The sequence below is a fragment of the Streptomyces sp. NPDC059009 genome (assembly GCF_042740175.1).
Lineage (GTDB): Bacteria > Actinomycetota > Actinomycetes > Streptomycetales > Streptomycetaceae > Streptomyces.
In genome coordinates this window covers 1-7,272 of record NZ_JBHYJB010000094.1, presented here as the reverse complement: position 1 = coordinate 7,272, position 7,272 = coordinate 1, and the positions used below count along the sequence as shown (strand labels likewise).

Sequence of the window (7,272 nt, the reverse complement as noted above, 5' to 3'; positions counted from 1 at the left end):
GGATGGATCCGGGCGCCCCCACTCTTCGTACGCTCAAAGAAGCTCAGGTCTCACGGCGGTGCCGCGCACCCTGGCCGTCACCCACGGCAGCGGCGGCGGCCTTCCTCTCCTCCTCCGCCTTCTCGGCCGCCTCCATCTCGGCGAACACGTCGATCGGCGCGGGCGCCTTCGCCAGGAAGATCCAGGTCAGCCAGACGGCGAGCAGGAACGGCGGGATCTTCAGGGCGATGAGGACCCAGCCGAACTTGGTGGTGTCGGCCCACCAGTACATCGGGAAGAGGATCGCGCACTTCGCGAGCAGGATCAGGCCCCAGGCCCAACTCGCCTTCGCGTACGCCTTCTTGCGGCCGGGGTTTCGGGTGCGCCAGGAGAGGTTCTCCTTGAAGACCGGGCCGAGGATCAGGCCGATCAGAGGCACGCCCGCGAGCGTCGTGACGATGTACGCCAGGGCCAGGCCGAGCGTGTAGAGCATGCCCGGCAGGTAGAAGTCCTTGGCATTGCCGGTCATCATCGCGAAGACCACGCCGAAGGCGACACCGAAGACACCGCTGAAGGCGTGCTTCACGGTGTCCTTCATGACCAGGCGGACCACGACGAGCACCAGGGACACCGCGAGAGCCGCGATGGCCGACATGTGCAGGTCCTTGTTGACCGTGAAGATCGTGACGAAGAGCAGGCCGGGAACGACCGTCTCCACCATGCCCCGCACGCCGCCGAAGGCTTCGAAGAGCGCGGCCTCGGTGACGGTTCTGGAGTCCGCCCCCGAAGGCGCGCCGTCCTGGTCCGTGCTCCCGTGGTCCGTCGGCTGCTTGTCGAGGGACGTCACCGGCTACTCCCGTCCGAGCGGTCTGAGTTCGTACTTCGGGTTGAAGAGCACCCGGCGGCCCCGGCTCATCGAGACCCGGCCGGACGCGATCAGCTTGCGCCCCGGTTCGATGCCCACGATGGAACGCCTGCCGAGCCACACCACGTCCAGTGCGGCGGAGCCGTCGAAGAGCTCCGCCTCAAGGGCCGGGACCCCGGCGCGTGGCCGCAGAGTGACCGTGCGCAAGGTACCAGTAACCGTCACTATCTGGCGGTCGTGGCAGTCGCCGATGCGCGTACAGCCCGCCGTCTCCGCGTCCTCGCGCAGCTCCTCCGACTCCAGGTCCTCCTGGGAGGACGAGAGCCGGTCGAGCATGCGCCGGAAGCGGCCTGCCGGCTTCGCGGAACCAGAAACAGCACTCATACAGAAAGCCTACCCGGGGGGACCTGACGGCCACGTACCCGCCGGGTCCCCGCCCGAACCGGAACCCGGCATCACCGACCGAAACGGTCCCCCGAGGTGGCCCAGGCCCCACTCGTACGGGGTTCGACCCCTCCCCCACGAGGCTCAGCGCCCGAAGCCGAGCGCCTACCGCTCGAAGCGGTACCCCATCCCCGGCTCCGTGATGAAGTGCCGCGGATGTGCCGGATCCGCCTCCAGCTTGCGGCGCAGCTGGGCCATGTACACCCGCAGGTAGTTCGTCTCCGTGCCGTACGACGGGCCCCAGACCTCCTGGAGCAGCTGCTTCTGGCTGACCAGGCGGCCGGTGTTGCGGACCAGGACCTCAAGGAGGTGCCACTCCGTGGGGGTCAGACGGACGTCGCGGCCGCCGCGGTTGACCTTCTTGGCGGCCAGGTCGACGGTGAAGTCGTCGGTGTCGACGACCACGTCGTCCTCGCCGGCGCCCACGGGCTCGGCCCGGCGGACGGAGGCGCGCAGCCGGGCCAGGAGCTCGTCCATGCCGAAGGGCTTGGTCACGTAGTCGTCGGCGCCCGCGTCCAGAGCCTCGACCTTCTCGTCCGAGCTGTGCCGGGCCGAGAGCACCAGGATCGGCACCCGTGTCCAGCCCCGCAGGCCCCGGATGACCTCGACGCCGTCCATGTCGGGCAGGCCGAGGTCGAGCACGATCACGTCGGGGTGGCGGGCCGCGGCGAGCTGGAGCGCGGTCGCACCGTCGGGTGCCGCGTCCACCTCGTACTTGCGCGCCTTCAGGTTGATCACGAGTGCGCGCACGATCTGCGGCTCGTCGTCGACCACGAGCACCCGGGTCATGCGGACCTGCCTTTCGGTCTTGTCGGTGTTGCTGGGGAGGGGGACGTGGGGGGCTGTGGGGGGTCGGGGGGTTCGGAGGGTTCCGGGGGTCATGTGGCGGCTCCGGCCGCGCTCTCGGCGGGCCTGCGGTCGCCGCCCGGCACCGCGCGCAGGGTCAGCACCATGGTCAGCCCGCCGCCCGGGGTGTCCTCCGCGCTGATCGTGCCGCCCATGGCCTCGACGAAGCCGCGCGCGACCGCGAGCCCGAGGCCCACTCCGGAGCCGCGCGGGGCGTCGCCGTAGCGCTGGAAGGGTTCGAAGATACGGTCCTTCGCCTCGTCCGGCACGCCGGGCCCGCGGTCCACCACGCGCACCTCGACCCGGTCCCCGTGGGCGCTGGCCGAGACCAGGACGGGGGTGTCCTCGGCGCTGTACTTCACGGCGTTCTCGACGATGTTGGCGACGGCCCGCTCCAGCAGGCCCTTGTCGACGGCGACCATGGGCAGCGTCTCGGGGACGTCGAGCTCGGCGCTGCCGTCGGGCACCCCGCCGAGGGCCATCGGGACGACTTCGTCGAGGTCGATCTCGCGGATGAGCGGGGTGACGGTGCCGGTCTGGAGGCGGGACATGTCCAGGAGGTTGCCGACGAGGTGGTCGAGGCGGTCGGCGCCGGCCTCGATGCCTTCGAGGAGCTCCGCCTGATCCTCCTCGGACCAGGCCACGTCGTCGGAACGCAGCGAGGAGACGGCTGCCTTGATGCCCGCGAGGGGCGTACGGAGGTCATGGCTGACCGCCGCGAGCAGGGCTGTGCGGATGCGGTTGCCCTCGGCGAGGGTGCGGGCCTGGTCGGCCTCGGACTGCAGGCGCTGGCGGTCCAGGACGACGACGGCCTGCGCGGCGAAGGCGGCGAGGACGCGGCGGTCCTCGGCGGGCAGCACGCGGCCGGAGAGCGCGAGCGCCATGTGGTCGCCGACGGGCATGTCCACGTCCGCGTCCTCGGGGCGGCCGAGGGGGCTCGGTCCGACGCTGCCCGCGCACGTCCACGGCGCGGTGTCTCCCTCCCGCTCCAGGAGGGCCACCGACTCCATGCCGAAGGTCTCCCGCACCCGCTCCAGGAGCGCGTCCAGGCTGGTCTCGCCCCGGAGCACGCTGCCCGCGAGGAAGGAGAGGGTCTCCGACTCGGCGCGCAGCCGGGCCGCCTGGTGGGTGCGGCGGGCCGCCAGGTCCACCACCGAGGCCACGGAGATCGCCACGCACACGAAGACCACGATGGCGACGATGTTCCGGGAGTCGGTGATCGTCACGCGGTGGAAGGGCGGCGTGAAGTAGTAGTTGAGCAGGAACGAGCCGAACGCCGCCGACGCGAGCGCCGGAAGCAGCCCGCCGAGCAGCGCCGCGGCCACCGTCAGCGCGAGGAACAGCAGCATGTCGTTGGCGAGACCGAGGTTCGCGTCGACGTTCGTGAGGAGCAGCGTCAGGAGCGTGGGACCCGCGATGCCGACGAGCCAGCCCCAGATGATGCGGAACCGGCCGAGCCGCGCCCCGCGTGCGACCGGCAGCCCCCGCCCCTTGGCGACCTCGTCGTGCGTGACGATGTGCACGTCCAGGTCGGGCCCCGACTCCCGGGCCACCGTCGCGCCCACGCCGGGCCCGAACATGTACTGCCAGACCTTGCGGCGCGAGGAGCCGAGGACGATCTGGGTGGCGTTGACGCCGCGCGCGAAGTCGAGCAGCGCCGCCGGGACGTCGTCGCCCACGACATGGTGGAAGGTCCCGCCGAGGTCCTCGACCAAGGTGCGCTGGACGGCCAGCTCCTTGGGCGAGGCCGCGGTCAGGCCGTCGCTGCGGGCCACGTACACGGCGAGGACCTCGCCGCCCGCGCCCTTCTCCGCGAGCCGCGCGGCCCGCCGGATCAGCGTCCGCCCCTCGGGCCCGCCGGTCAGTCCGACGACGATCCGCTCGCGCGCCTGCCAGGTGGAGCGGATGTTGTGCTCGCCCCGGTACTGCTGGAGGTACTCGTCGACCCGGTCGGCGACCCACAGCAGCGCCAACTCCCGCAGGGCGGTGAGGTTTCCGGGGCGGAAGTAGTTGGAGAGGGACGCGTCGATCTTGTCGGGCTTGTAGATGTTGCCGTGCGCCATGCGGCGCCGCAGCGCCTGCGGCGACATGTCGACGAGCTCGATCTGGTCGGCCCGGCGCACCACCTCGTCCGGCACCGTCTCCCGCTGCCGCACGCCGGTGATCGACTCGACGACGTCGCCCAGCGACTCCAGGTGCTGGATGTTCACCGTCGAGACCACATTGATCCCGGCGGCGAGCAGCTCCTCCACGTCCTGCCACCGCTTCGCGTTCCGCGAGCCGGGGATGTTCGTGTGGGCGAGCTCGTCGACCAGGGCGACGGCGGGTGCGCGGTGCAGGACCGCGTCGACGTCCATCTCGGTGAAGACCGAGCCGCGGTACTCCAGCTCCTTGCGCGGGACCTGCTCCAGGCCGTGCAGCATCACCTCGGTGCGCGGCCGGCCGTGGTGCTCGACGAACGCGACCACGGCGTCGGTGCCCCGCTCGATACGGCGGTGCGCCTCGGACAGCATCGCGTACGTCTTGCCGACGCCCGGTGCCGAGCCGAGGTAGATCCGAAGCTTGCCGCGTGCCATGGCCCCATTGTCTTTCAGAAACTGCCGTCTACGCAGCGTCGACCTTACGGCCAGGGATTTTCTCAAATCGGACGAGGGGGGACCTGGAGGACGTCCTTTACGGAACCCTGATGGAGCCGGACCGGCCCTGATGAGGGCGGCCCTCCCCTCGCCCGACCGGGGTCGGGGGCCCGGAGAATCAGCTCGGATTGTCGCCGTGCGTCAGGGTCTCCCAGGCGACGAAGAGGTTGTTCGAGCCGGCCGGCCGGTTCCGCTCGGTGAGCTTCTGGGTGTTGGCCATCGGCACCCCGAGCCGGTTGTGCAGCGCGTTGTAGCCGACCTCGGTGACGGGCCCGAGGCCGCGCTTGACCGAGCCGCCGCACAGCCACCCGGGCGGCGCCTCACCGAGCTCGTACTTCGACTGGAACCCGAGCCCCTGCCGCAGCCGCTCCCCCACGTCCGTCCCGTACAGGTCCTGCCCCTGGATGCGGCTGGTCTCGGCGACGTGCGAGATGGCGGAGAGCCCGTATCCGGTGTGCGTGAAGTCCCGGCAGGTCTCCTGGGTGAGCCCGGTGACGAAGGTGCCCTGCCCCTGCCAGTACTTGACGATCTTGTCGCGGGTGTCGAGGTGCTGGCTGGGCACCGTCTTCGGCAGCGAGCCGTCCGACTCGAGGTAGACGTACGCGGCCGTGCGCGTCCGGAAGGCCGCCATCGCCCTGTCGTACGCGGACTTGTCCTCCAGGAAGACGGAGATGCCGACGGCGGCCTCCATCATCGACAGCTCCCAGTTGCCGTTGGAGTTGGAGCCCTTGAGGAGGTCCGGCAGATAGACGGTGCGCAGCATCGTCGCGAAGCGCCCGGAGTTCGCCCAGGTGCCGGTGTACGTGTACTTGATGATCTCGGCGGCCTTGGGCCAGGACGAGCCCGCCCAGCCGGTCTGCAGCGGGGCGTTGCTGTTGGTGTGGTCCTTCAGGGTCGCGGACCAGGCGTCCATGAGCTCGATGGACTTCTTCGCGTACCGCTCGTCGCGGGTGATGTACCAGGCGAGCGCGTCCGTGTACGCGGCGATGGCGTCCTCGCGCTCGTCGGTGCAGCCGATGTCGGGGTCCGAGTAGGGACCGCACTCCACGACGGCGCGGGGCTTGGGCGCTCGGGACAGGGAGGCGTACTTGCTGCCCGTCAGCTGGTCGAAGGCGGACTTCCAGGGCTGTGCGCCCGCGTTCACCTTGCCCCGGGCGAAGTCCAGCTGGGCCCGGGAGACGGTGACTCCGGGGTGCGCGAAGGTGCTCGGCGCGGCGTCGGCGCGCCGGCCGCCGGGCCAGGCGAGGAACCCGGCGGCCAGGGCGGCGACGAGGGCGGGTATCGCGGTGGAGAGCGTGGTGCGGCGCATGAGGGAGCCATCCGTTCTGGTATGTGAACCTCAACTGCCTTTCTGAACACGCGTGTTGGGCCGTGACCATAGGTACGCACCAGACTTCCGTCAAGGGGTGAAGAAAGACGCGCAGTTCAGCGAGGCGAAGGCGCCGCCGCGACCGGAAACGGTCAGTAGTGCCAGTGCGGACGCCCGCTCACATACCCGCACTTGATGATCCGCCCGGAGGCGTCGTGCGTGCTGCGCCCGACGTCGGCCTTCCGGCAGAACTGCCCGGCCCGGTAGCAGTTGCCCGCGTTGGAGGTGATCTCGCACCGCGTGCCGGAGCCGCCGCCCGGCGCCGTGGTGGGCCGGTACGTCGCGTGGGTGCGGGCCGGGGTGGGCGTCGCCTTGTGGGTGGGGACGCGGGTGGGGGCGTGGGTGCGGGTCGGCGGGTGCGTGGGGCTCTCGGTGCGCGTGGGGGTGTGACTCGGGGACGGAGTCCGGGTGGGCGTGGGGAACTCGGAGGGCGAGGCGGAGGCTGAAGCGGACGCCGACTCCGACGCAGACTCCGACACCGAGGCGGTCGGGCTGGACGCGGAGGACGCCTTGCCGGCCCCGTCGTCACACCCCGCGAGGACCAGTACGGCGGCCAGGGCGGCCCCCGCTATGCCCGCGACACGTCTCCCCCGGCCCGACTTCGTACGCATGCGCATTGCCCCAGCTCCATGTTCTCGAATGCCCCCGAACCACCACTCGGCTCAGCGGCCCACAGCATCAACCGCCTTACCGTAAGGGCCGTCCGCACAGCTCTCCGCTCCCTGAAGGTCCCCGCCACAGAGCCGAACGGCCGGAATTCGCCGGGACCTTCGGCCCCATCACGAAGCGGCCCGCCCCGGGTGACCGGGACGGGCCGCTGTGCGGAGAGTGACGTCGGCTCCCGATGACTCTCGCTGACTCTCGTCGGCTCGCGTCGGCTCGCGTCGGCTCGCGTTCGGGAGCCTGCCGTCAGCCCTTCTTCACGAGCTCCTTGAGCGCGACGTTGAGCTGGAGGACGTTCACGCGGGGCTCGCCCATGAAGCCGAGGATCCGCCCGTCGGTGTGGTCCTCGACCAGCTTCTCCACCGTCGCGTACGAGAGGCGGTTCTTCTCCGCGACGCGGTGCGCCTGGAGCTTCGCGTACTTCGGGGAGATGTGCGGGTCGAGGCCGGAGCCGGAGGAGGTGACCGCGT

7 protein-coding genes are annotated in these 7,272 nt (G+C 70.9%); all 7 read right to left on the bottom strand.

Features of this window, described 5'->3' with window-relative positions:
• Positions 1-43: 43 nt before the first annotated feature.
• A complete protein-coding gene (locus ACFWYM_RS44800) occupies positions 44-826 on the bottom strand; it encodes a DUF3159 domain-containing protein (RefSeq protein WP_384851338.1) in 783 nt (260 codons plus the stop codon).
• 3 nt (positions 827-829) lie between these two features.
• On the bottom strand, positions 830-1,228 hold the full coding sequence (locus tag ACFWYM_RS44795) for an OB-fold nucleic acid binding domain-containing protein (RefSeq protein ID WP_384851337.1): 399 nt from the start codon (positions 1,226-1,228) through the stop codon (positions 830-832).
• Positions 1,229-1,393: 165 nt separating this feature from the next.
• On the bottom strand, positions 1,394-2,077 hold the full coding sequence (locus ACFWYM_RS44790) for a response regulator (protein ID WP_384851336.1): 684 nt from the start codon (positions 2,075-2,077) through the stop codon (positions 1,394-1,396).
• 89 nt (positions 2,078-2,166) lie between these two features.
• The gene (locus ACFWYM_RS44785; protein ID WP_384851335.1) at positions 2,167-4,710 is read right to left on the bottom strand and encodes an ATP-binding protein; all 2,544 of its coding nucleotides are present in this window, start codon (positions 4,708-4,710) and stop codon (positions 2,167-2,169) included.
• A 178-nt stretch (positions 4,711-4,888) separates the two neighbouring features.
• Complete coding sequence (locus ACFWYM_RS44780; protein ID WP_384851334.1) at positions 4,889-6,079, bottom strand: alginate lyase family protein; 1,191 nt, start codon at positions 6,077-6,079, stop codon at positions 4,889-4,891.
• Positions 6,080-6,231: 152 nt separating this feature from the next.
• A complete protein-coding gene (locus ACFWYM_RS44775; RefSeq protein ID WP_384851333.1) occupies positions 6,232-6,756 on the bottom strand; it encodes a hypothetical protein in 525 nt (174 codons plus the stop codon).
• A gap of 292 nt (positions 6,757-7,048) precedes the next feature.
• Positions 7,049-7,272: potassium-transporting ATPase subunit C (locus ACFWYM_RS44770; protein ID WP_384851332.1), on the bottom strand; the 224-nt coding region annotated here is incomplete at its 5' end.